We start from the raw sequence: 21,933 nt of genomic DNA, 5'->3' as shown, positions 1-21,933 counted from the left end.
CATTAATGCAACGACGGATGCGCCGGGCGGTCCAACTGCATGGGCAACAGGCATCAGCTACAAAGTGAATGATGTAGTGACGTATGGAGGCAAAACGTATGTGTGCATTCAACCGCATACTTCCCTTGCAGGCTGGGAGCCTTCCAATGTGCCAGCACTATGGAGAGTGCAATCGTAATTGAATAGGCCCAATAGACCAAGTAGAACGCAGTTCCGATGCTTCGGAGCTGTGTTCTTTTTTATTTTTTTGTCGAACAGTGTCAGTTTATGCTTTACAAAAAAAGAGGTTGAGGTAGAATAGGAAATATGGAAACGCATTCATATTATACCTATAAAAGGGGCTATGTCAGGTGAAGTACGCTGCAATCATTATTTTACTGGCTGTATTCATTGCGGGGTGTTCCTCAGAAGAGCCAGATGATTATGAAGTGAATTTACAACAAGGGATCGAAGCGCTGGATAATCAGGACTACAATGAAGCGATCAACTACTTTCGCGAGGCGAAAGCGCTGAAGCCGACAGCAGAAGCGAATCGGCTGCTGAATGTCGCTATTAATCAACAACAGACAGGACAGGCTGTAGTCTTAAATGAAGGCGGAGAGCTGCAAAGCTCTTCAACTGTAGATAAAAACTCAGATAAGGAAAGCTATATTGGCGAGTGGGGCGAGGCACCGACTGTTGAAGCGGCCTATTATTATGTAGAAATTCAGAAGCAAGCTGACAGCAATAAATACGACGTAGAGATCGTTAGCACGCAAAGCCCACCTGCAAGCAGATATGCTTCTATTGAAGTAGAAGCCGTCTATGAAGATGGACAGCTCATTTTTCAATATGATGATGATGGCTGGGGTAACCAGGGTACTGGCCAAATTGCTTTTAGCAGGGACAATGCGATTAAAGTAACGGTCAATAAAACCTATGCGAATCCGGATGCGAACTGGTTCTTGGCCGATAGTTATTCTTTAACTAAATTGACAGAGGCGATGAAGCAGGCTGCTGCTGAGAAGGAATCTATACCAGCCTCCTCAGGGACGGTAGCTTTTACCGTGGATCAGTTCCAAGAGAAGTTTAATCAACAAGCCACTGAACAAAATATGAATGAGGCTATTGCAGAGGTTATTGTAGATGAAGGGGAGTTCCAGCATACTTATATTGCCCCTCTTAGCAAGCGGATTAGCATCATGGGTACAATCAATAAAGACAATAATAGGATCAAAGAAATCGTGATTGCGCATCAAGTGAATTATGATGAAGAAGAGCATGAATTTTATTTGGGGATGCGATCGATCATCGGAATAACCAATCCTGGGCTGTCTTCGGATGAGGTTAGTAAGGTATTGTCAGACCTAGGCTTCTATGAAGCTTCAGGCAATGCTGGGCACTGGGAAGGGAATACGGTACGCAATGGCATTCATTATACCTTGTACATGACCGAGAAGCATCAGATCACATTGATTGTTTCTAATGAAGAAGAATAGATACGCAAACTATTACAAGACGATTGCTCAAATAAAGAGCAAATCTGGCGCTTGAAAATCAATGTTGCCATACATCCGCCCTGTTCACGTCTATCTATCCCTTTTAAGATGCAGGCTACTATAACATCTGCTTTCTACCTGCACAGAATACAAGACTACGAGCGTATTCTTAAACAAAATATAGCTGCTATTGCTCGTGAAGTCTATGATGCAACAGGGGAAACTTTAGAGCAAGAGCTGCAATTTACTCTAGTAATTGAAGAGAATGAGGTAGTAGCCTTTGAGAATTAATCAGAGATTTATATAAGTCTGGGCTCATTAACAGAAACAATATGACGCCTCTAGGATTCAAAGGTTGCTATCCTTTAATGCAATTGTTTTTCTGCTCTTTTCTAAATATACGCCATACCCAAGCAGAAGCAAGGCACCTATACAAATGAGAACATTCATATAAAAGATCAATTCAAAGGAATTAAATTCCAATTCTTGTCCTGTTCCTGCTCCATTACCAATACCTCCGAGTCCTAATGCCGCGCCTATAACCATGCCTACATTTCGTGTTAAAGCGATCATTCCTCCTATGGAACCGACATGCTCTGTAGGAGCATGCTGCATAATAATACTATTATTAGGAGAGGCAATAAGTCCCATTCCTAGGCCAATCAAGGATAGTACAGCAATAATAGAGACGATTGACAATTGCTCAAGGCAGAGAGCGAACAAAGTAAGACCGCTCCCCATCCCGCATAAGCCTAACAATAGGAAGCGTTTAGCGCCATATCGGTCAGACAAGCGCCCTGAGATAGGCCCAGCGAATGCCAGCAGAATCGGGTAAGCAGCCATAATGGTCCCTATAGAAGATAAGGATAAGGAGAGTCTTCCCGACAAATAAAAGGGTAGAGCGACTAAGACGGTATTGGACATTATAAAAGTAGCACAGCTTATGAGCAAGCCGTATGACAAAGCAGGTATGCGGAAAACCTTTATTGGTATGAATGGGGTGGAATGCGACATTTCCCATAGTAGAAATAAAGGTATCGCAAGGATAGCAATGGCCACGATAGCTATATTATCCCAAGACAACGAGCTCCATTTGTGTGCATTGGATATTCCAAGAATGAGTGAGCTTATTGCTATAAGGAACAACAGAGCACCAACGAAGTCAGATGAAGCGGGCTTTTTTTCCACTAAGCGCTTGGGTATGTAGCGAAAAGCGAGCCATATGCCAACGAAGGCAATAGGAACATGAATTAAGAATAACCAGTTCCAGTCGAGCCATTCTGCAATCCATCCTCCTGTAATCGGACCGCTCATCCCTCCGAGAGCTACTGACGAGCTTACGGTACCAAGTGCCCGTCCTCGATTTTCCATAGGGAGATGAATGGTAATTATCGCAATATTGGTGGCTTGAAACATGGCGGCACCTACAGCTTGTATGATTCTTAGGATGAGAAGCTCCGTGATCGTAGAGGAAAATGCGATAAGGACAGAGCTCAATCCAAATAGCACATATCCAAAATTATGAATAAGGCGATAACCATAACGATCCCCCAATTTTCCCATCACCGGCAGAAGGGAAGCGATAACGAGCAAGTAGCCTGTCGTAATCCATTGAATGGTCTCAGGTGCAGTGTGAAAGGTTTTTGCAAAGAGCGGTAGAGAAACATTGACAACCCCTGCTGTAAAATGTGAAATAAATGCTCCTATGCATATAGCAATCAATAGGAGTACTCCATGAGTACGAGATATAGCTTGATTGTTGGGAAGCTTCATTTAGTAGTCACCGACATTTCCGTTTGTTATGGTTGGGTATGATGGTATAGAAACTATACTATATAAGTAAAAAAAATCATTTCTGTAGAAGATGATTTAATTTTTCGATGCATATTTCGAAGATTTCGATCTCCTGGTTGCTTAATTGCGAACGAAGCTGATCATAGAATTGCAGATGGACAAGCTCGTGGGCTGCATGAGCCTCCTTTCCTAAGTCGGTTAGTGAAATCAGGACACCCCTTGAATCATTCGGATGCGGGGAACGTCGGACAAGCTCTTTGGCACCAAGCCGTGTGACGAGCTGTGTAATAGCTCCCTTTGTAACGCCAAGACGTGCCGCGAGTTCACTCATAAGAACACCTTGATCAGGACCAATGGCCTCAATCGTATGAATTTCGCTAGGAGTTAAGGCACCTGCTTCTCCAAAGTGATGGGGCTGGCGTTCCAGTCTGCGAAGCTGCATAATCAGTCGGCCGAGACTGCGGCTGCCGCTATTGTTAGAATCGGATGGAGTAAAAGTATCTTTTTTCATGATTTTAGTATAGTAGCTAAACAATATTGCTGTCAAGAGATTGGGTTACACGAGATGCGATATGTGGCAAAATGTGAAGCGCACCGAGCAGAAATAGATCATGCATGGGGTAAAAAAAAGAAAACAATAGACTGGCACGGTTTGAATGTCGCGCCAGTCTATTGTTTCTTTTAATAGTAAATCACTAGCAATTAATCGTACAGATGAATCTCTGCAAGCTGCAAGCTTCCGTTATTATTGCTAAGGTCGAATTTGTAATAGCGGTAATTGGTAGTATTGCTGATTGTATACGTATTGGTCGTATAGCGGTCCGCGAAGCTGGCATTCGAACGCGTATCGAGAACCGTCCAGCTTGTTCCATCGTTAGAGCCTGACAGCGTCCAACTCAACGGATCTCTCTCGGAATAATCATTGCCTGAAGTAAGGGAATATGATTTCACCGCATAGCTGTTCGTGCCGGCGAATTGATATTGAACGGATGGATTGCCGTCGAATACGAACCACTTGGTAGCATCATTATGATCGAATAGATTTTGTACAGTCTCATTCAGCGGGCTATTGGTATTGCTGACCGTTATAGTTCCGCCTTGGGTAAGTCCTACTGGCTGGGTGTTCTTTTTGAAGAAGGGGTAATTAATCCATTTGGCAGTGCTAATTGGGTCCCACTCAGGGAGCTCATTATCGCCAAACACATAGCCGTTCGCATCCTTTAAGAGGGAGAAACGATGCAGCCAGTCAAAACCGCGCCACATGATGGAATTATTACCGCCTTCATGCGGCAGCCCGAGAGCATGGCCAAGTTCATGCAAAGCAGCTCCATAACCTATGGATAGTGCTTTTTGTCTTGTTGTGGCAGGTTCACCGACAAAGTTAGAATCTACTGCACTAAGATCTGCGAAGGCGCTTTGAATCTCAGTTTCGCTATTTGGGAACAAATACACCGTAGAGCCTCCGAATACACCGTGATCGCCTCCGCCAAGGGCTATATGAGCATACATGTAATTGGCCGCTGCATCATATTTGGTAAAACCAACGAAAGCGAGATTTTTTGTGCCTGCTTGTGGATATTGCTGTGTGATTGCATCCCCGACTTCTGGCCAGAGATTGTCCTTATTATAAGACGTATTATAGTAATAAGAGGTAGGGTGCGTGCTTTGCAGAACGTTAATATTTACCTTGCCAGTCGTTAGGTTCGTCTCCAAATCGAAGGTAGACCTGCCTTGACCATTGTTGTTCAGTGATTCAGCAGTTAACGATTGGATGAATTTCGCATAGGTGCTTAGCTTGGCAGCATAGTTCTGCGGGTCATTCGTGAATGTTGTTTGGTATTCCGTATTGCCATCACTAGGAACATACCAGAATATACGGGTTTTTGCTTTATTATTCAAAGGCTCGTAATTCAAGGTTAATGTTGTCTGCTTCGTGCCATTCTGGATCACCAGATTATTCACACCTGGCACAAGATCAGCAAATACTTTGAAATGGCCTTGATGCGCTTCACCTAGGAATACATTCGTACTCCAATTAGAGGAAGTGTTGGTTAAGGTGACGGAAGTTGCGCCTGTATCGCTCAACAGGCCGCGAATTAGGGGAAGGCCATATCCGATCGTCTCGTTATTAACAAAATTGGTGACATCGATGTCAGGCTTAGTTGGTGCTAGAAGCTTATCTTGCGGAATAATGCTTTTGGCGATGGAAGGGCTGCTCCAATAAAGCTTAGAGCTTGCATTGCCGGTGTTTTTATAATATTCCAGCTTGAGCGCATATTTTTGTCCTGCGCTAAGGGCGATGGAGCCGCTATGCTCCGTCACGGCTTGATCATGCCATTGGTCAATAATGAGCTGATTATTCACCCATAGACGTACGCCATCACTAGATGCTGTAGTGAAGGTGTACGTTTCGTTATAAGAGGCTTCCACCTCTCCGAGCCAACGAACAGAGAAGGTATTGGCATTAAGTCCGGCAGCAGGCGAATTAGCTGCCCAATCAAAGTTCACATTAGCATCTGTCCGTCTGAGCTTGAAGTTGGACAAGTCTTTGTTGTCGAAGTAGTATCCGGTCAAGCCTCTCGTAGGGGGAGGTGTGTTGCTATTCGTTACGGATACTGTAATGGGTTGGCTTGTAGTTGAACCAAAGCTATTAATCAGCTTGGCTGTATACGTATAGCTGCCTAAAGCCTTGCCGCTAATTGCAGTAGTTGCAGTTTGAGAACTCGGGGTTTGATCCGGCAAGCTCTGGGAATCTATTAATACGTTATTTTCATAGATTTCTAGCGTGGTTCCATTGTTGCCCCAATAAAGATTGGTCGTTAATGTATAGCTGCCGTCACCATCCCAGTTATTATGGGCCAATGCAGGCGTACCAGGAACACCGGTTGCTGCTGCAAAAGCTGAAGATACCGGCAACAAGGCAATGAATAAGGCGAGTACAATACTTACAACAATTGATTTGGTTAATTTCATTACTATACCTCTCTTCTATGTATAATTCACTTCGTATAACGATTATTGAATGTTCTCATCACCGCCTGTCTAGTTAAGGACAAACTTTAAGGGATTAACCCTTAATACCCATGATATTACTCCGAATTAAGCTGGTGTGCAATCTATTTATTATTAAGATTTGGTAGAATAGTAGATAAAAGTAATCCATCCTTCTTTGGCTTATTATCAGGAGGCAGTTGGCATCGACTTGCGAAATCTATGTCATGGAGTGACGTCATCAATTTCAATACGAGGAGGACTGAAAATTGGGTGAAAGCTTATTGACAGCAGTACAGGCGCTTGCGCTTAATCATGTCAAATCGAATGCGATGCTAATGCGAAGTCGCATGCGTGAGTCAGCCGAGAAAATTCTAGTGCGCAATGGCTTGATCTCCGAGACATTTGACGATCTTCTGTCGCGCATCGGTATGCACGCTCGTGTCACATTAAACTTCCATCCGGACCGAATTCTGCCGAGCGGCCTGACCGTTGTTGAGGGTCTACTGCGAGAGGGCAGCTACCATAGCCAATTTGTGACGGGAGTTTCCAATGGAAATCGAACGGCGTTCTTAGGCGGGGATCGCGATCTCTGGGAGGAAAAGCTTTTCGGTGGAGCTTATCAATCGTACGGTGTACAAGACTACGAGAGACCGAAATACGGTGCTCTCAACCTAATGAATTATGCGGATGGTGCATCCCCACGATTTGGCTCATGCTATCTTCGACTGCGACCTCATATATTAAGTCGTAGTACATTTACATTCGGCGATAGCCATATCGGTCCCGAGCATTTAGGGACGATAGATATATTCGATACGGTCTTAGCCGAGTTGCTTCGAAGCACCGACATCACCCGCGAAGCGCTTGGCTCTTCAAATACTGATGTATTTGCTCTTGTAAAACGCCTCCTCGAGCTACACGAAGTCACACCCGACGATGTTTGTGCTGATCTTGGGCGATCGCTAGATGACTATATTGAGACTCAAGTCCATGGAGACATTAGAATGTCCAGGGATGTCGAGGCTCTAGTCGCGGACTCGTCGTTTAAAGAGACGAAGATAGGTTATCAACTTGAAAGCTTGTGCTCTAAATACAACGTAACCCTAGCTTGGCATCCTGGTTTCAGGATTTCGGCGCAGGCTGTTCCGGACGATTTTCGAGGTCCGGCGATGCCTCATTTTGCAAAACGTGTGAATCGAGGGTTCGCTATAAGACCAGGCGAGTTAGATGCAGCTACCTTGGGCAGAGCAGCAGCAGCGCTCCACTATCATCCTGAAAGTTGGCAAGACTGGGGCACCCCTAACGAGACATCCCAGCATTTCAAACAGCTTTGGCACATCCTTGTGAGATACGGATGAGCTGAAGTCTGACGGTATGCTAATATCAGCTGCTACTGTATGAAACTAAACAGGAAGATTAAACTGGAAAAAAGAATGAATTTAAATAAAAACTGCTATTTTTTGTGATACAATGAATTCGAATTATTGCCGTTTTTCGTAAACGATCTATATGTAGTGGAGGTGGGATTATTGCAAGAGCGTGAGCCAGCAACAAGCTATAAAGCTTCTGATTCTGCATCATCTAAGTCGTTAAGAGCCTCGCAACAGGCAAGCACGTCACAAACGAAAGAAGAATGGTCTAGATCTGCTGGATCTGACTTGCCAATGTCCCGTTCCCATATTGCACAATTACAACAAACGATTGGGAACGCCGCTGTGCTTCAATTGATGCAATCGCAGTCCCAAGCGACAAAGCCTATACAGAAAAGACAGAACCAGACAGGAATGCCGGATCAGCTAAAAACGGGCTTGGAAAGTCTATCGGGCATGGATCTATCGGATGTAAAGGTCCATTATAATTCGGATAAACCTCATCAATTGCAAGCATTGGCTTATGCACAAGGAAATGATATTCATATAGCGCCTGGGCAAGAACGGCATCTTCCTCATGAAGGCTGGCATGTTGTTCAGCAGAGACAAGGCCGTGTAAAGGCAACGATGCAAGCAAAAGGACTTCCTGTTAATGATGAAGCGTCGCTAGAGAAAGAGGCGGATATCATGGGAGCTAGAGCAAGTCGAATGCAGTCTTCCTCTGTCGCTCAGGAGAAGTTCAAACAGGCCAGCTTTAATAAACCCGCCGTCAGCCAGCCTATTCAGCGGATAGTAGGCTTTGAATTTGAATCACGCGGCACTAAAATTATTAAGGATGACGGTGATGAGCATAGTGATGACCAAGAGAAAGCAAACCTGCTGAATTCGAATTTATTTTCAGTTGAAAGCGATAATGGTTACTTTGAAGTTGTTACGAAGCCCTTTGAGGAACCGCAAGGCGAAGGTCAGCTAACACAAGCACTCAAAGAAATTACACAATTCGTGCAGTATTTGGAGGCACAAAATAAGGAGAATAAAGGTAAGATCAATACGCTTGATCAAATTATGCACGACATGAATCCTGTAAACGAAGAGGCAGAAAGCAAAGAGAATGAAAGTCGCTTTGAGCTTGCAGATAATAAATTTGTTAGTGTAACGAAGGATTGGGGGATTAGGCTTAACTCAGATCGCATATTATCCCATCCGCAGGCAACTGTAGGCATCAAGATGACCAAGGTGCATAAGATGATGGATGTCATATCTCGAGGCGCAATTAAAGCTAAAGAGGATGGAAAGAAGACTGCGGATATTTGGGATACAAAAACGGAAGTCGGAGCTGAGCAGCAGCGAAGTCATACCTTAATTTCAGTTAATCATCTGGATGTTTGCTGGAGTGATTTGCAATCTGAGCATGGATTATCACAAAAGTTCAAAGGCTTCCTAAGCATTATTATTAACTATCTCGTTTCAGCGGATTGGGCGAGTACTGTATTTGAGGATGCGAAGGGAATAGCTGCTTTCATGTCTCGTATTAATCTCGGAACCATAGCAAGTACATTTACTGATGAAGATGCTGCCTTTATGATGAAACCGGAAGCCATCGGGCAGATTATGGAGATTGCTGGTGTAGCTGAGAAGGATCTCTTCCCCGTAAAGGGTGCTAGCCGATTTAAAGAAGAAGGATTATATGAATATGAAGGCTTTAGTAAAAATCTGGTTAAATTGACGAATAAAGAATGGTTGACTAAGCTGTTTCAGAGCAAAGAGGATCGTTTATCAGAATTTGGCGAATCCATTAGTGAAGTAGATGATAATGAAGAATCAGACGGAAGAAGCTTGAACGATTTTCATATGTCTAGTGCTGTGGATATTGGGAATGGGCGCGAGGGTATGGTGCTTGAGCTCAGACGTCTTCCAAGAAATCTTGCAGTCGACCAATGGGCACATGTATCCTTACAGGTATTTCATCTTGTGAAGACTCTAAATCAAGAGGAAGATTAGGGAAAGACCTAGACAAGATAACAAGGATGTGATTCCAATTAGAGAGCTGATTGGTCGCTGCAAGTATTGTAATAAGGCTATTTATTGCAGTGATGGATTTCTTGAAGGGATTATCGAAGACGATAAGACGTTAATCTGTTTCAACTGCAATGCGGAAAGAGGAACAACAACAAGATCCTGACTTTTTCAATCCGTTATATTGCTCGTATAATAGGCGATAATATCTTTGCGACGAATAATGCCAAGGAAAATGCCATGATCATCTACGACGGGCACGAAATTCTGATCAGCAGCCAATGCCAGCATATCCTCCATGAATGCATTAATGGAGACACATTCATTATAGATACGCTTCTTAATATCGTTGACTGATACTTGCTCCATATTGTCAAAGGTTAGACCCGGCGTGTTTTTTAATTTCCAAAGCAGATCGCCTTCAGATAAGGTTCCAATATATTTGCCATCATGGTCTATAATAGGAATGGATGTATAGTGATGAGCTTCCAACTGCTCCATCGCCTCTCGCATGGAGACAGAGGATTGAATGAAAGCTACTGCATCTTTAGGCAGTAGAAAAGAGCTAATTTGCATAGTTAAGAACTCCTTTACTGTAGAATGAACAAATAGCGCTACCTTTATTAAAACATACTTTGATAATGAAACACATTGAAATTGCTTCCAGCATACGAATGCGAGCGTTATTTGGAGAAGCCCTCAATTACATACATCATACTTAGAGAAAGCAGGGAGTCTCATGAAGCAAGCTAGAACGATTATGATTCAAGGAACCGCTTCGGATGTTGGGAAAAGCGTTATTACGACAGCGCTGTGCCGAATTTTTAAGCAGGATGGCTGGAAAGTGACTCCTTACAAGTCGCAAAATATGGCGCTGAATTCCTACGTAACGCTCGATGGCAAGGAGATCGGCCGCGCTCAAGGTGTGCAAGCAGAGGCTTGCGACATTCCGGCGACAACGGATATGAATCCGATTCTAATCAAGCCCACAGGCGAGATGCGAGCGCAAATTGTGGTTCATGGGAAGCCGCATGAAGAGATGAGCGCACAGCGCTATCGGCAAGAGTATTTGCCTATGGCCGCAGAAATTGTGAAGACTGCATTGAGCCGCCTTAGACAAGACTATGAGCTTGTCGTTATAGAAGGGGCGGGGAGCCCAGCGGAAATTAACCTCAAGGACCGCGATATTGTCAATATGCGTGTAGCCGAATGGGCGGACTCGCCGGTGCTGCTTGTAGCCGATATTGACCGGGGTGGAGTGTTTGCTTCCATCGTTGGTACGTTAGAATTACTGGATGCACATGAGCGAGAGCGGATTCAAGGCTTTATCATTAATAAATTCAGGGGAGATATCAGCTTGCTTCAATCAGGTCTTGAGTGGTTGGAGGAGCGCACCGGCATACCTGTGCTAGGTGTTATCCCTCATATGGCACAGCTCGATATCGAGGCTGAGGACTCGGTAGCACTTGAGCATTTTCCCAATGTGGAAGCAACGGAGAATGAGCTGGACATTGCGGTGATTCGGCTTCCTCGAATATCGAACTTTACTGATTTTGACCCGCTTGCTGCTGAGCCGGATATAGCCCTACGCTATGTGCAAAGTGTGAACCAGCTACAGCACCCGGATGTTGTTATATTGCCAGGGTCAAAAAATACGGTGGAGGACTTGCTCTACTTGCAGCAATCAGGACTGGCGGAAGCGATCGGACGTTTGGCAGTAAGCGGCTGCAGGCTGGTTGGCATCTGCGGAGGTTATCAAATGCTCGGTCGCACATTAAGCGATCCGTTCGGAATCGAATCGGTGCTTGGTGAGGTGCACGGCCTCGATTTGCTGCCGCTGTCAACGACGTTCAGCAAGGAAAAGCGTACCCTTCGGGTGCAAGGGGAAGTCGTATGCGATGTAGAGTCTTGGTCGTCTTTCCTTGGAGCAACTATAGAAGGCTACGAAATACATATGGGTCAGACTGAGCAGTTAGAGCCTGTTGCTTCCTTATTCTCGCTTGGCGATGGTCTCGATGGAGCAATATCGGATAATGGGCAAGTATGGGGCACTTACCTCCATGGTGTTTTTCATAATGATGATTTTCGTCGCAGCTGGCTGAATTCAGTTCGAGCCTTGAAGGGGCTGGAGCCAATTCACTCGACTCTACCTTTCCGAAGCCGCCAGGCAGATGCTTTTGACCGGCTGGCGGAGCATGTTCGCGCTCATCTGGATTTGAAGAAGCTTTACGAAATAATAGGATGATGGTTCGTTCGTTAATTTGATAAAAGACAGGTGAAAGAAATGCAGCCTTATGATTGTTATCCTATAAGAGTTCAGCACAATCATTTTATCAACTATACCTATTTGATTGTTGACCGTATAACAAAGGAAGCCGCTTTAATTGATCCTGCTTGGGAGGAAGATAAGATTTGCGAAACAATTAATCGGCTTGGTGTCCGAGTGACGAAGATATTGTTGACTCATTCCCATACTGATCATGTCCATTTGGTCGAGGTATTCCTTACGCGATACAGCCCTGTCGTCTATATGGCACAGGAGGAAATTGATTATTATCGTTATTCTTGTGCGAATTTGTATGCACTCAAGGATAAAGAGATAATAAGGCTAGGGAATACCCCGATTGTCTGCTTGCTAACCCCAGGCCATACTGCCGGGGGTCTTTGTTATTCTTTAAGCCATGATCTGTTTAGCGGGGATACCGTCTTTATTGAAGGCTGTGGAATATGCAATACGGTTGGAGGAAGTCCCGAGCAAATGTTTGAATCTATTCAAAGATTGAAGAGAGAGCTTCCTCATCATATACGTGTGTATCCAGGTCATTCCTTCGGAAAAGCGCCCGGCTATACGATGGGACATTTGCTCCGGCATAATATTTATTTTCAACTGGATACAAAAGAGGATTTCATTAAGGTTCGAATGAGGCCTAATCAAAAAAGTGCCATAAATTTTTCGTAATGATAAGAATATATTGCAGAGCAATACAATTATTGGTAAGGTATTAAAAATAGATATTGCATTACTCGTATAATATGTTTAATTCACTGTTATATTCTATTATAGACGGAGAAGATGAATTTGGAACATATAAGCTGGAGGTGTGAGGATGATCTATCTTAATGAAGAGAAGCTGGAATTTGAAGTGTTCCCTAATGGAGAAACGCGGATGGTAGAAACGCAAATACTAGATCATCTTCAGCCCAAAAATAAGGTTACCTTCAAGTATCAAAATGACAGTGATCTGATCAAGCTGATGTTCGTGAAAAAGTATTTGGATGAACAACAGGCCATAGCGGATTTGGTCATTCAGTACATGCCGTATAGTCGAATGGATCGTCGCGAAGGGAATACCGCATTCACTTTGAAGTATGTCGCCGACTTCATCAACGCGCTTCAGTTCGCTTCGGTAGAAATTATAGAACCACATTCTGATGTGACACCAGCCTTGATTGATCGCGGCTATGCGACTTATCCTACGCTAAAGCTGCTTGAAGAGGTAGTCCGAGCGATAGGCTTTGACCGTGAGAAGGATTATCTTTTTTTCCCGGATGCGGGCGCACAAAAGCGTTATAGCAAGCTGACAGGCTACAAACAATTGGTCGGCCATAAGAATAGAGATTTCACAACAGGTCAGATTACTAAATTATCTGTAGTAGGGGAAATGGAGCATGAAGGCTGCAAGGTCATTATTCTAGACGATCTATGCTCCTATGGCGGAACCTTCAAACTAAGCGCACAGGCGTTAAAAGAAATAGGGGCAGCGCAGATTTATTTATTGGTGGCGCATTGTGAGGATTCCGTATACAAAGGCGACCTGCTGAAGTCGGATCAATATATTGAAACAATCTTTACTACGAGCTCTATTCTTACTCTTACAGAATCACCAAAAATAAAAGTATTACCACTATAGGAGGCGTACATCATGAACCCTTATATTTATCCAGCTACTCTGCTCTGCGATTTCTATAAAGTGAGTCACAAGGAGCAATATCCGCAGGGTACAGAATTCGTATTCTCGACATGGACGCCTCGTACGACTCGTATATCTGAGGTGAATGAGGTAGTAGCGTTCGGATTTCAAGCCTTTATCAAAAAGTACCTGATCCAATATTTCAATGATCAGTTTTTCAATCGCCCTTTAGAAGACGTCTTGGCGGAATACAAACGGGTTATCCAATTCACGTTAGGCAATCCTGAGCCCGATACGACTCATATTATAGCGCTGCATCAGCTTGGCTATTTACCTATTCGAGTGAATGCTGTAAAAGAAGGCACGCTGGTTCCCTTACGCGTTCCAATGCTGACGATAGAGAATACTCATCCTGCGTTTTTCTGGCTTACGAACTATCTTGAAACGCTAATGTCTTGTGAGCTGTGGCAGCCATCGACAGATGCGACTCTGGCTTTTGAATACCGCAAAATTCTGGAGAGCTATGCTAAAGAAACCAATGGCGATACCTCGGGCGTTCCTTTCCAAGGCCATGATTTCTCAATGCGCGGAATGGCTAGCTTTGAAGCAGCGAAGGCGTCAGGTGCAGGCCATTTGCTGTCGTTTACTGGAACCGATACGATTCCTGCGATTCTGCATTTGGAGGAATTCTACAACGCGAATATGGAGACGGAGCTGATCGGAACTTCCATACCTGCAACGGAGCACTCGGTTATGTGTGCCAATGGTCATGACGAAGTAGAAGTGATTAAACGCCTGATTACAGAAGTTTACCCGCAAGGGTTCGTTTCCATAGTCAGTGATACGTGGGATTTCTGGCATGTCGTTAATGTCGTGTATCGTAATCTGAAAGATACGATCATGGCACGAGAGGGCCGAGTCGTTGTTCGTCCAGATAGTGGGGACCCGGTCAAAATAATTGTAGGCGATCCAGATGCACAGGATGAGGTTGTCCGCAAAGGGCTAATAGAAGTGCTGTGGGATATATTCGGAGGCACAGTTACAGAGAAAGGCTTCAAGCAGCTTGATCCCCATATTGGAGCAATCTACGGAGATTCTATTACATTAGAACGCTGCCTTGCTATCTGCGAAGGGCTGAAGGCGAAGGGCTTCGCTTCGACCAATATGGTCTATGGCATCGGCTCGTATACGTATCAGTATAATACGAGAGATACCTTTGGTTTTGCGCTAAAGGCTACCTTCGTCGAAATTAACGGTGAAGAGCATCAAATATTCAAAGATCCCAAAACCGATGATGGTATGAAAAGATCACAAAAAGGGCTAGTCTCGGTTATTGAGCATGAAGGGGTTATTCAATATAAGGATGAGCTTAGTAAAGCGGATAAGGCAGCCCTTCAAGGTCAAGATTTGCTTGAAACGGTATTTGAAGATGGCAAGCTCATAAGGGAGCAAAGCCTAAGCGAGATTCGCACGCTGCTGCTTAGCCAGCTATAAAAATTAGGCAGTACAAAAAAGAGGATGTACAGGGCAGTCATATTGCTTTGTCGCATCCTTTTTTTGCAAAGGGCTTTTATCGTAGAGGAGCTGTTCATGTGTATCAAATCATTGATGGAATACGAGTCTGGGGCAATCCGCTGGACAATGCCGTATCTCAGGCAGTTACTTGCTCGCAGCACGGGAATGTTGCTCAGGTTCTGCTGATGGCGGATCATCATAAAGGCTATTCCCAGCCCGTTGGCGGAGTTGTCGTCTATGAAGGCCAGATATCTCCCTCTGGCGTCGGCTATGATATTGCCTGCGGGAATAAGGCGGTAAGAACGAATCTGAAATATGAGGATATAAAAGCTAACCTTCCAATGATTATGAATGAAATTGCAAAGAAAATTTCGTTTGGAATAGGAAGAACCAATGATCAGAAGGTAGATCATGATTTGTTCGATGATCCAAACTGGAGCGTATATAAGCAGATTGGGGAACAGGAGCATGATTCCTTGATGGCTCTGGCAAGAAATCAACTAGGAACAGTAGGCAGCGGCAATCACTACGTAGATATTTTTGTAGAAGAAGCAACGCAAGCGGTATGGATCGCGAATCATTTTGGAAGTCGTGGATTCGGGCATAAAACAGCTAGCGGCTTCTTGAACCTGGCAGCTGGCCGGAAATTTAGTGATAAAGCTGCTGGGGAAAGTATGGATCAGCGTCCGACTCTAATTAATTTGGATACGGAGTTAGGCGATATGTACTACCGTGCTATGAATATCGCAGGACGCTATGCCTACGCAGGAAGAGATTATGTGATCGAGCAGGTGCTGCGAATTTTACAGGCAAGCGCAACCTTCGAGGTGCATAATCATCATAATTTTGCATGGAAGGAAATGCACAACAATAAAGAGTATGTCGTGGTAAGAAAAGGCGCGACTCCGTCTGCTCCCGATCAGTTAGGGTTTATCGGTGGAAGTATGGGTGACCTGTCCGTAATCGTAAAAGGGAAGGACTCACAGGAGAATGTGGATTCCTACTATAGTACAGTACACGGTGCAGGCCGATTGATGAGCCGTACGGAGGCAGCGGGGAAGATGAATTGGAAGACACGTACAAGAAGCGGCGGAAAAATAACGCCAGCACAAATGAAGAAGGCGATTGACGATTTCGGTGTGGAGCTTCGTGGAGCAGGCACCGACGAAAGTCCGTTTGTGTACAAAAAACTAAATGAGGTTCTCGCTGCCCATCAAGATACGCTGGATGTTATGCATATCCTGAGGCCTATTGGTGTGTGTATGGCTGGCGCAGATGAATTCGATCCTTACAAGGACTAAATTTCATGATAATGAAATAAAGGACAATCGAGCTCTTGTAATAAGAGGCATGATTGTCCTTTATCGTTATTATTTAGTTAAGCATTCTCACCATTATCATAGCTTAGCTGCCATTGGATTCCGAAGCGATCGGTAACCTGTCCATAAGATTTGCTCCAAAAGGTTTCCTGCAATTCCATAATGACTGTACCGCCGTTTCTCAGCTTATGGAACAAGTCGATGATTTCTTCCTGATTATTGCTGACATAGGCTAGAGTAATATTATTTCCTTCGATAAACGGCGTTCCTGGGAAAACATCTGAAAACATCAATGTGCTTCCATTAACGTCAAGTCGTGCGTGCATAACTAAGTTTTTCGCTTCTTCAGGAAGCGGGTATTCCGGATTAGGAGGCGAATCACCGAAAGCCATAATTTGCGGTGTACCTAGACCAAATACTTCTGCGTAATACTCAACGACCTCACGACAGTTCCCATTGAAATTAAAGTAAATATTAATCGCCACTAGTCTCACTCCTTGTCCATTTGATTTGCTTAGGTTTCCCGTATAGTTATCGTTTCATTATACCCAGCAAGCTATTCCGACTCTCGCTGAGCCTGTCTTTATTATGAAGGGTATAGCGGTGCTAATCAACATGCTCGGTTCCTAGTCTTCCAGACTGCCGTTAATTACATTTCGAGCCTGGATGGTTTGAATAAGCTGGTCGAAGCTGATGCCGTATTGTCTAGCGATATCTCTTGCAAAGCTTTGACCTTGTGGGCGGCCGGGCCGGATTTTGTAGGAACGATTCGATAAGGAAGATGCTTGTTCAGCTGCTTCCTTAATGCCAGAGACCATGCTGATTAGCTTGCTGCTTCCGCCAGTCTCGGCATTAATTTGATCAATGCTTTCCGCTAAATCATGCAAATGTGTGGCGATTACGGCACGCAAGCCAAGAAGCTTAAGCGCACAAACGATATCTTTCATTAAATAGAGGCTTTCACCTGGACTAGTAGAAGAAAAAGACTCATTCAGCAAGATCAAGCTATTGGGGGTTGCATGCTGAAAAATATCACCGATCCGTTGGGACTCGATACCGAGTCGACCTGTTTCAAGAATAGCGTTTTCTTCAACGTTAAAGTAGGGATACAGGCCATCAACGGGGCTTATATTTGCGCTGCTGCAAGGAACGAACAGACCCGCCTGCATTAATACCTGCGTTAGGCCTATCGCCTGCGCATAGGTCGTTTTGCCCCCGGAGTTGGGCCCTGTTAATATAAAAATGCGGCCATGCTCATCGAAGGTGACATCATTCGAAACTAAATATTCATCTAGTCGGCCATTGGGGTATTTCGAGGACATTCGCAAGGCAAGATTGATATTATAATTATTGTGTAGAATGGAAACCCGCTTCTCCATAGGAAGAACATTTGGTCTACACATCGGCAGACCTGTGTCACGCATTCTGTTAATGAATTTAATGGCTCCTACAAAAAAAGCAATATCAGTCTCTAAAGACAGAATCCAATTGAAATGAGTATTTGAATAGCTGTCTATAACAGGCTGGATGGGCTTCAGAACATTTTTAAGTACCTTCTTAAGATCTCGGAATAAGGACCTTCTCAAATCCGTTTCTTCAGGTGACATTTCATAGGAAATCTTATCTGCTTTGCTTACATAGAGGTTAGTTTCAATTTGGTCAGGGTCCTTGTAAAGCTCGGAAATGCCTTGATAGTGACTAGAGCCCGTAAACAATTTGCCGAGAAGGGATGCTCCTGTGAACCTCTCGTCATTGATCGAAATCAAGGTAGCCTGCACTGGATTTAGTTGGGCATCAAAATTGATGCCAACCGTCACGCTGGAGATTGAATCAAGCCCTTTTTTTAATTTGGGCAATTGAGTAGTCAGATGTTGATACTCAGTTTGCTCGGATAGGGAAATAATGCGATCTCTAAGACGACATAGTCCGGCTGATTTCAACTGTGTTGCTCCAGTGAAGGCGTTAAGCAATTGATTAATAAACTCCACATAAATGCCGAGCTCCTTAAGACGGGATACGGTTTGCAGCAATTCATTATCCATGGCATAGTTTTTGCCGGAAGTAAATCTCAGCTCAGAGATTGTCGGCAAGCTATCTTCCAAACAGCGGGCAAGCTGTGGATGTTCTAGCAAATCCTCGATAATATCCAGCCTATGTTGGATGACCTCCGGTTTATAGCTTAATTGTTGAAAAATAGCTTTGATTTCATTAAAGTGCTTATGGTCGGCATCCATTACATGAATGACAGCAGTGAGCTCAAGCTCTTTGAAGTCTTGTTCTGAGAAACGGACCTCATAGCCTCCTTTATTTGAAGGATAAAGAAGACTAATCGGTTCATTCAGTAAAGTGTTCATTCTGGATACACCTCTATATGTATAAAATAAGTGCACCACTCTATCAAAGCATAATATGTAATTATTGTCCAGTTAAGTGAACCCATGTATATATAGTTGGGGAATACAGAGAGTAATTGGGCAGGACAAAGCGTTAGCCCAATTGCGGGATTTGAAATAAAACATAGCGTCTTGTCCACATTTGGCTTCCGACAATGACAGTCTTTCCGTCTTTTTCAAAAAAATATCCGGAGCCTTCTTGCTCTTTGAAGGTCCATCCCTCACGATTCATATGTTTTTTCAGATGATCTGAGGCATTGCTGTCATTCCTTCGAAAGATGTACCAGGAACCGTGTTGTTCCTCTGCTATCTTAACCATCTCTTCCGAAGATTGTTTGCCTGCTTTAACGGCATCCCTTACTGTAACGGAGTCTATGGGGAGTGGGGGATAATAGGATTTGGTATATATAACAATGCCAATGCCCACTCCTACGCCTATTATTGCGATAGCAAGCAAGCTAATGATCCATTTCTTCATAGGTGGCTATCTCCTCGCTGTAAATGATGCCCTTTAGACGCAAATTGCACCAATAAAGTTGCCTAGTGAAACGAATAGGGGGATCGCATGATTATTAAAATGCAGTCGAAGCTTGCAGTTCCAGCAGAACTTCTATGGTCGAATTTAAAGAGCACATCTACCTTTAGAAAAGTAGCATCTCCTCTGATGGCCTTTAAGTATGCAGGTAAAGATGGCTTTCCTGAGATCTGGTCGGAGGGACATACTTATGCATTTAACATGTTTATTTGCGGAGTGTTCCCTTTGGGCATCCACCGTATCTCTTTCTTGCAAATAGATGATACGAATGCCCTGCTGGCAACTGATGAGTCTGGGAAATTAATTCGAACGTGGCGGCACACGATGCGGGTTATTGAAACGGATTCTCGAATGACGATATTTAAGGACGAATTATATTTTGATAATGGGTTATTGTCCTGGCCTACCTATGCAGGTGTTTATTTGTTTTTCAAATATAGACATTTCAGGTTGAAGCAGTTAGTGAAGCGGGGTGGACTGGAGCAAAAACAAGGCAGTTGAGCCGACAACGATCGCAGCATGAGGCTGTGAGGGATAATATAAACGGGGCAATCCTACTTCGCAGGCTGCTACAAGTAAGACTAGAGGCTGGGTCGCTTTCGCTTCCCATATTCTCACTTTAAGCAGATTGTCATAGAGCACATGAAAATAGCGTCACAGGAATAGGCTCCTGTAACGCTATTTTGTCATATACTTATCATTTTGTTCTGTTATATGAACTTATATTATTTAATCAAATTTTTGCTTCTTGCTTCTTTAATCCAAGTAGGGAACTCCGTCAGCAGCTTTTTGAACAGTTCTTCTTCGCTGATTCGGTTAATATCATTTAATTTAAAGAAATCGGCATTATCAATGAATCTTCCACTGAGATCATCGAGCTTTTGCAGGAAATTAAATTGTGCATTGCCGATTCCAACAAACTGCCAAAATATCCCTTTATTAGAAGCTTCCTTGATAATTTTCTCGGTTCTAACCCTATCTGAATTATCTCCATCCGTAATAAAAATAACAAAGACAGGCTCTTCCAACGGCTTGGCATCTGGCTTGGAAAATAATTTGCCGAATAGACCCTTACTCGGCTCGATGTAATGAGAAATAATTCTTTGCATAACGCCGCCATAATTTGTACCGGCCTCAAGCGAATACTTAGGTGTGATTTTCTTTTCTACATATTGATAGAAGTCATTCTCACGAAGCTCACCAACATAATAGTCATTCTCGCCAAATAAAAAGATATCTATGGCTTGGTCATTATCGAATTTAACGCCAAGTGCCAATAAATTTTCAACAACCTTCTGTACTCTGCCGGTTCTGAATAGCTCGGACATGGAACCCGAAATATCTAGTGCTAAAGCAACCTTTGCCTTTTGATTTCCTAGGCCAGACGATTCGATAGAGCCGGCGGCTTTCTTCTTAAGATCAATAAATTGCTTCTTCGCTAATTCAATACTCAAAATAAATCCTCCTTCAATTTCGCAATAGACATGTTGTCCGCAAATGGTAAATTTATTCTAGATGATTATACTATGCTTGCCTTATGTATTTCCAGATAGGGGCAGAATGATATATTTATATGTTAATGATTGTTAATTATATTCTAATCTGTTAAAGTCATGATCATGATTGTAAAAATAGGTATTTTGGAGGATTTTGATATGAAGAAAATGATGATAATTGGTTTGTTTGTTCTACTATTATCCAGTTGCAGCGGTAATATCAAAGAGGAGCCGCTCGATGTACATTTTTCAGAGCCTTTGCTGCTATTAAGAAATGGCACTTCTTTTAAATTAGAGATACAGACTAATCTTCCTGAAGGCTATGCAGTTGAATATTTGGTAACGAATGATCAATGGTCTTATGAGAAGGGTGAAGCTGTAAGTGATGCCGAGCAATGGTATTATAAAGGGGACACGATGTATGTTAAGAATGGGTTACTTACTACTGCTGTAATTCCAGCTAATCGGGATACTATTTTTTATAAACTAAGTCTTACAAAAGTATAAAGGAGTAAGTATAGACTCTGACATGTTATTTCTTATAGAGGAACGGTATGGTTTTACAAGAGGAGAAGTTGATGAATTATATTTGAAATTTAAAACGAATCAGAGCAACACAGGGGATAATGATAATATGTGATGAAGCCAATAAGATTTTGGGCAGAGATAGATTTGACCATTAATTATTAGTTGCAATACGAATGAAATTAGTTATACTTATATAAAAAATAAATGAAAGAGGGCTATCTCGTTGTCTCTTAGAACATCATTCAAGCTACCATGTGGTTCCAAAAACTATTATCCCGAAAAACTAGACTATTTGACGCGCAAAGGTGGCAAGTGCGTGTTTAATACCCTTTCCGATAAGACAGAGGATGGTTTTCTGGTTGTCCCAATTAAAAAAGGGGTCGAAATAGTAGGTCAAGGACCTGTAGTGGAAGTCGCTTTATATTATGAAGCTCTAGATTTAGTTGAGCATGAAATAAAAGATATTAATGGCATTTTCTTTTATAAATTCGCAGAATCCGAAGATGAATTGAAAGAGGCATTGAAAAAAGTATCACCCTCACAATAGAAGCAGAGACCGGAGTAGTTTCTTGCAGCATTGAAGA

21 protein-coding genes are annotated in these 21,933 nt (G+C 43.3%); 13 read left to right on the top strand and 8 right to left on the bottom strand.

Going from position 1 to position 21,933, the window contains the following annotated elements:
• Nucleotide 1 precedes the first annotated feature (1 nt).
• The 3 genes from AC50YO_RS22695 to AC50YO_RS22685 all read left to right on the top strand — a co-directional run bounded on the left by AC50YO_RS22695 (nucleotide 2) and on the right by AC50YO_RS22685 (nucleotide 1,769).
• On the top strand, nucleotides 2-178 hold the full coding sequence (locus AC50YO_RS22695) for a carbohydrate-binding protein (protein WP_494850523.1): 177 nt from the start codon (nucleotides 2-4) through the stop codon (nucleotides 176-178).
• A 172-nt stretch (nucleotides 179-350) separates the two neighbouring features.
• Complete coding sequence (locus tag AC50YO_RS22690) at nucleotides 351-1,478, top strand: hypothetical protein (protein WP_494850516.1); 1,128 nt, start codon at nucleotides 351-353, stop codon at nucleotides 1,476-1,478.
• 108 nt (nucleotides 1,479-1,586) lie between these two features.
• Nucleotides 1,587-1,769: a hypothetical protein gene (locus AC50YO_RS22685; protein WP_494850515.1), complete on the top strand. Its 183-nt coding sequence runs from the start codon at nucleotides 1,587-1,589 to the stop codon at nucleotides 1,767-1,769.
• 57 nt (nucleotides 1,770-1,826) lie between these two features.
• Here AC50YO_RS22685 and AC50YO_RS22680 read toward each other — a convergent pair whose 3' ends face one another.
• The 3 genes from AC50YO_RS22680 to AC50YO_RS22670 all read right to left on the bottom strand — a co-directional run bounded on the left by AC50YO_RS22680 (nucleotide 1,827) and on the right by AC50YO_RS22670 (nucleotide 6,245).
• The gene (locus AC50YO_RS22680; protein WP_494850514.1) at nucleotides 1,827-3,200 is read right to left on the bottom strand and encodes an MFS transporter; all 1,374 of its coding nucleotides are present in this window, start codon (nucleotides 3,198-3,200) and stop codon (nucleotides 1,827-1,829) included.
• Nucleotides 3,201-3,327: 127 nt separating this feature from the next.
• Nucleotides 3,328-3,783 (bottom strand): MarR family winged helix-turn-helix transcriptional regulator, encoded by a 456-nt coding sequence (locus tag AC50YO_RS22675; protein ID WP_494850513.1) that lies wholly within the window; start codon nucleotides 3,781-3,783, stop codon nucleotides 3,328-3,330.
• A 191-nt stretch (nucleotides 3,784-3,974) separates the two neighbouring features.
• Complete coding sequence (locus AC50YO_RS22670) at nucleotides 3,975-6,245, bottom strand: PA14 domain-containing protein (RefSeq protein ID WP_494850512.1); 2,271 nt, start codon at nucleotides 6,243-6,245, stop codon at nucleotides 3,975-3,977.
• Between the two features lie 287 nt (nucleotides 6,246-6,532).
• Here AC50YO_RS22670 and AC50YO_RS22665 point away from each other — a divergent pair, with 287 nt between their 5' ends.
• Both AC50YO_RS22665 and AC50YO_RS22660 read left to right on the top strand, forming a co-directional pair.
• On the top strand, nucleotides 6,533-7,624 hold the full coding sequence (locus AC50YO_RS22665; protein WP_494850511.1) for a DUF3626 domain-containing protein: 1,092 nt from the start codon (nucleotides 6,533-6,535) through the stop codon (nucleotides 7,622-7,624).
• A 171-nt stretch (nucleotides 7,625-7,795) separates the two neighbouring features.
• A complete protein-coding gene (locus tag AC50YO_RS22660) occupies nucleotides 7,796-9,637 on the top strand; it encodes an eCIS core domain-containing protein (protein ID WP_494850510.1) in 1,842 nt (613 codons plus the stop codon).
• A gap of 186 nt (nucleotides 9,638-9,823) precedes the next feature.
• Here the strand turns inward: AC50YO_RS22660 and AC50YO_RS22655 are convergent, their stop codons facing one another.
• Nucleotides 9,824-10,228: a CBS domain-containing protein gene (locus tag AC50YO_RS22655; protein ID WP_494850509.1), complete on the bottom strand. Its 405-nt coding sequence runs from the start codon at nucleotides 10,226-10,228 to the stop codon at nucleotides 9,824-9,826.
• A 163-nt stretch (nucleotides 10,229-10,391) separates the two neighbouring features.
• Between AC50YO_RS22655 and AC50YO_RS22650 the strand changes: the two genes are divergently transcribed.
• The 5 genes from AC50YO_RS22650 to AC50YO_RS22630 all read left to right on the top strand — a co-directional run bounded on the left by AC50YO_RS22650 (nucleotide 10,392) and on the right by AC50YO_RS22630 (nucleotide 16,379).
• Entirely contained in the window at nucleotides 10,392-11,897 is a 1,506-nt protein-coding gene (locus AC50YO_RS22650) for a cobyric acid synthase (RefSeq protein ID WP_494850507.1), read from the top strand.
• A 39-nt stretch (nucleotides 11,898-11,936) separates the two neighbouring features.
• Entirely contained in the window at nucleotides 11,937-12,611 is a 675-nt protein-coding gene (locus AC50YO_RS22645) for an MBL fold metallo-hydrolase (RefSeq protein ID WP_494850522.1), read from the top strand.
• A 148-nt stretch (nucleotides 12,612-12,759) separates the two neighbouring features.
• On the top strand, nucleotides 12,760-13,563 hold the full coding sequence (locus AC50YO_RS22640) for a ribose-phosphate pyrophosphokinase (RefSeq protein WP_494850506.1): 804 nt from the start codon (nucleotides 12,760-12,762) through the stop codon (nucleotides 13,561-13,563).
• Nucleotides 13,564-13,575: 12 nt separating this feature from the next.
• A complete protein-coding gene (locus AC50YO_RS22635; RefSeq protein ID WP_494850505.1) occupies nucleotides 13,576-15,057 on the top strand; it encodes a nicotinate phosphoribosyltransferase in 1,482 nt (493 codons plus the stop codon).
• A gap of 98 nt (nucleotides 15,058-15,155) precedes the next feature.
• On the top strand, nucleotides 15,156-16,379 hold the full coding sequence (locus AC50YO_RS22630) for an RtcB family protein (protein WP_494850504.1): 1,224 nt from the start codon (nucleotides 15,156-15,158) through the stop codon (nucleotides 16,377-16,379).
• Nucleotides 16,380-16,456: 77 nt separating this feature from the next.
• Here AC50YO_RS22630 and AC50YO_RS22625 read toward each other — a convergent pair whose 3' ends face one another.
• From AC50YO_RS22625 to AC50YO_RS22615, 3 genes are all read right to left on the bottom strand, one after another.
• Nucleotides 16,457-16,882 carry a VOC family protein gene (locus AC50YO_RS22625; RefSeq protein WP_494850503.1) on the bottom strand — a complete coding sequence of 142 codons (426 nt, stop codon included), beginning with the start codon at nucleotides 16,880-16,882 and terminating at the stop codon, nucleotides 16,457-16,459.
• A gap of 141 nt (nucleotides 16,883-17,023) precedes the next feature.
• Nucleotides 17,024-18,751 carry a MutS-related protein gene (locus AC50YO_RS22620; RefSeq protein ID WP_494850502.1) on the bottom strand — a complete coding sequence of 576 codons (1,728 nt, stop codon included), beginning with the start codon at nucleotides 18,749-18,751 and terminating at the stop codon, nucleotides 17,024-17,026.
• Nucleotides 18,752-18,884: 133 nt separating this feature from the next.
• Nucleotides 18,885-19,268 (bottom strand): hypothetical protein, encoded by a 384-nt coding sequence (locus tag AC50YO_RS22615; RefSeq protein WP_494850501.1) that lies wholly within the window; start codon nucleotides 19,266-19,268, stop codon nucleotides 18,885-18,887.
• An 87-nt stretch (nucleotides 19,269-19,355) separates the two neighbouring features.
• On the opposite strand from AC50YO_RS22615, the gene AC50YO_RS22610 reads away from it, so the two are divergent.
• Nucleotides 19,356-19,826: an Rv1443c family protein gene (locus tag AC50YO_RS22610; RefSeq protein ID WP_494850500.1), complete on the top strand. Its 471-nt coding sequence runs from the start codon at nucleotides 19,356-19,358 to the stop codon at nucleotides 19,824-19,826.
• Nucleotides 19,827-20,050: 224 nt separating this feature from the next.
• On the opposite strand, the gene AC50YO_RS22605 is transcribed toward AC50YO_RS22610, so the two are convergent.
• Nucleotides 20,051-20,779 carry a VWA domain-containing protein gene (locus tag AC50YO_RS22605; protein ID WP_494850498.1) on the bottom strand — a complete coding sequence of 243 codons (729 nt, stop codon included), beginning with the start codon at nucleotides 20,777-20,779 and terminating at the stop codon, nucleotides 20,051-20,053.
• Between the two features lie 201 nt (nucleotides 20,780-20,980).
• Between AC50YO_RS22605 and AC50YO_RS22600 the strand changes: the two genes are divergently transcribed.
• Complete coding sequence (locus tag AC50YO_RS22600) at nucleotides 20,981-21,328, top strand: hypothetical protein (protein WP_494850497.1); 348 nt, start codon at nucleotides 20,981-20,983, stop codon at nucleotides 21,326-21,328.
• Between the two features lie 337 nt (nucleotides 21,329-21,665).
• Nucleotides 21,666-21,896 carry a hypothetical protein gene (locus AC50YO_RS22595; protein WP_494850496.1) on the top strand — a complete coding sequence of 77 codons (231 nt, stop codon included), beginning with the start codon at nucleotides 21,666-21,668 and terminating at the stop codon, nucleotides 21,894-21,896.
• Nucleotides 21,897-21,933: the final 37 nt, after the last annotated feature.

The organism is Paenibacillus sp. J22P59 (genome assembly GCF_059383895.1).
The sequence above is the reverse complement of the archived record's forward strand: the minus strand, read 5'-3'. Positions and strand labels throughout refer to the sequence as shown.